Genomic DNA, 1,854 nt, shown 5'->3' with positions numbered 1-1,854 from the left:
TGGTCAGGGTTTGAGGACGACCTTCTCGCAGTTGCCCTGCTTGTTCTTGAAGATCTCGAATCCGCGTTCCGCCTCGTCGAGAGGCAGGGTGTGGGTGATGACCCGGGTCGGATCGATCTCGCCACGTTCGATGCGCTGCAGCAGCGGCTTCATGTAGCGCTGCACGTGGCATTGACCGGTACGCAGGGTCAGCGACCGGTTCATCCACGCGCCGGCGGGAAACTTGTCGAGGAAGCCGCCGTACACGCCGATGACCGACACGATGCCACCGCTGCGGCACGACATGATCGCCTGCCGCAACGCGTGCGGGCGCTCAGTCTCCGAACGGACCGCCTGCTTGATCCGGTCGTAGGCGTGGACGTGTGCGCTGCCGTGGCTGGCCTCCATGCCGACCGCGTCGATGCACTTGTCCGGTCCCCGCCCACCGGTCAGTTCCAGCAGCCGGGACCGCACGTCCACTTCCTCGAAGTTCACCGGCGTGTGGCCCGCCCGTTCGGCCATTTGCAGCCGGTACGGCTCCTTGTCGATGGCGATGACCCTCGCGGCGCCGAGCACCCGGGCGCTGTCCATGGCGAACTGGCCGACCGGGCCGGCGCCCCACACCGCCACCACGTCGGTGGGCTGGATGTCGCACAACTCGGCGCCCATGTAGCCGGTGGGCAGGATGTCCGAGAGGAACAGCACCTGCTCATCGGTCAGATCGGACTCGATCTTCAGCGGACCGACGTCGGCGAACGGCACCCGTGCGTACTGTGCCTGACCGCCGGCAAAGCCGCCGGTCAGGTGCGAATAGCCGAAGATCCCGGCGACCGGGTGGCCGAACATCTTCTCCGCGATCCCGGCGTTGGGGTTGGAATTCTCGCAGCAGGAGTACAGCTCGGCGGCGCAGGCGCCGCACGCGCCGCACGCGATCGGGAAGGGAACGACAACGCGGTCTCCGACGCGCAGCCGAGCTGGGTCGACGCCCCGGCCCACCTCGATCACTTCGCCCATGAACTCGTGACCCATCACGTCGCCGTCCTGCATCGAGGGCACATACCCATCGAGCAGATGCAGGTCCGAGCCACAGATCGCGGTGGAAGTGATCCGTACAATGGCATCCCGCTCGTTCAGGAGCCTGGGGTCCGGTACGTCACGGACCTTGACCTTGTTGCGGCCCGCCCAGGTGTTCGCCCTCACGCGTCCGCTCCCTTCGCGAGCTCGGAATCCGACGGCGGTTGCGCCGGACGCTGCGGGAACTCCCTGCGGGCCCGCTTGCCCCACGGGGCCCCCTCGGATCGGACCACCTGGCCGGTCTCCAGCACCTGCTTGAGTCGGCGCAGGTCGTCGTCGAGCTGCTGGTGTGGCTCCTCGCCGAAGTACTTGGCCACCGCCTTGCCGACCACCCCGCCCGGAATGTCGTACGACATGACGACGTGCACCTCGGTGCTGACACCGTCCGGGGCAGGCACAAACCGGACCGTGCCGGAGTTCGGCACGTCGGCGTTGCCGGTCGACCGCCACGCGATCCTCTCGCCGGCCACCTCGTCGACGATCTCCGCATCCCACTCGACGCTCTTGCCGAACGGAGCGCTGGCGGACCAGTGGCTCGTACGATCACCGGTGACGCGGATCTCCTCCAGGTGTGCCATGAACGTCGGGAGGTTGTCGAGGTCGCGCCAGAACGCGTAGACCTCCGCTGGGGGTTTGCGGATGGTGGTCGTGGCTGTCAGCTCCATGAATCCTCCCTTGCGCGAGCCCCGTGCCGCCCCCACTGAGCCGATTTCCTTCGACCGGGTTGCCTGCGCGGCCGCCAGCAGGTCGACCACCGTGATGCCGATGATGGCGCCCGTAACCCCGACGAGGCGTCGCCGA

The 1,854-nt window shown here is 67.6% G+C and carries 2 protein-coding genes; both read right to left on the bottom strand.

The annotated features are described in order from the left end of the window. Positions 1-3: 3 nt before the first annotated feature. Complete coding sequence (locus tag AB0I71_RS32360) at positions 4-1,179, bottom strand: zinc-dependent alcohol dehydrogenase (protein WP_357591152.1); 1,176 nt, start codon at positions 1,177-1,179, stop codon at positions 4-6. Next, positions 1,176-1,854 (bottom strand): SRPBCC family protein (locus tag AB0I71_RS32355; protein ID WP_357591150.1); only part of this gene is annotated, 679 nt, incomplete at its 5' end. The genes AB0I71_RS32355 and AB0I71_RS32360, both read right to left, overlap by 4 nt.

The sequence above is a fragment of the Micromonospora sp. NPDC049891 genome (assembly GCF_040660295.1).
Taxonomy (GTDB): Bacteria; Actinomycetota; Actinomycetes; order Mycobacteriales; family Micromonosporaceae; genus Micromonospora.
This window is presented reverse-complemented; position numbering and strand designations above follow the sequence as displayed.